This is a genomic window from Halomonas citrativorans (genome assembly GCF_014898005.1).
GTDB lineage: Bacteria > Pseudomonadota > Gammaproteobacteria > Pseudomonadales > Halomonadaceae > Vreelandella > Vreelandella citrativorans.
The window spans coordinates 1-949 of the sequence record NZ_JABUYX010000066.1 but is presented as its reverse complement, the minus strand read 5'-3'; the positions used below and the strand labels follow the sequence as shown (position 1 = coordinate 949).

The 949-nt window shown below is 54.6% G+C and carries 1 protein-coding gene; it reads left to right on the top strand.

The features are described from left to right. Positions 1-949, top strand: a 949-nt coding sequence (locus INT20_RS17920; protein WP_193057452.1) for an IS256 family transposase, incomplete at both ends; no start/stop codon positions are given.

The following is a 949-nucleotide window of genomic DNA, read 5'->3' as shown; positions in this document are numbered from 1 at the left end:
ATCAAGAGACGCCCAACCGCAAAAACGGGGGCTCTCCCAAGACCATGAAAAGCCCTGCAGGCCGCTTTGAGCTAACCACACCGCGCGATCGCAATGGCACCTTTGAACCGCAAATCGTCAAGAAGCACCAGACTCAGTTAACCGACGAACTGGAACGCAAAGTCATTGCGCTATACGCTCTGGGCAATAGCTATCAGGACATTCGCACGCATATTGCCGACCTGTATGGCATCTCGCTTTCCAACGGCACCCTCAATGCCGTCACCGATAAGCTGATACCGGAGCTTCAGGCCTGGCGCGAGCGTGACCTGGAGGCCATCTATCCCATTGTCTGGCTTGATGCGATCCACTACAAGATCCGGGAACATGGCCGCTATACCAGCAAGGCCGTCTATACCATTCTGGGGCTGAACATCGAGGGCAAGAAGGAGCTTCTCGGCCTGTATCTCTCCGACCAGGAAGGCGCTCACCACTGGCTAAGTGTGCTCACCGACCTCTATAACCGTGGTGTCCAGGACATTCTCATTGCCTGTGTTGACGGCCTGAAAGGCTTCCCTGAAGCGATTGAAAGCCTCTATCCCAACACCGAGATCCAACACTGCATCATCCACCAGATACGGAACTCGCTGAAGTACGTCGCCTCGAAAAATCAAAAGGCCTTCATGGCCGACTTGAAGGCGGTCTACAAGGCGGCTACGCTCAATGCCGCCGAGCTGGCATTGGACGAGTTGGAAGCCAAATGGGGCGACAAATACCCGCTTGTCATCGCTTCCTGGCGCAATAAGTGGCCCACACTATCGGCCTACTTCAAGTACCCCGACTATGTGCGTAAAGCTGTCTACACGACTAACGCCGTTGAAGCCGTGCACCGGCAGTTCCGAAAACTCACCAAGACCAAGGGTGGGTTTGCCAACGAAAATAGCCTGTTGAAACTGCTGTATGCGGGTAT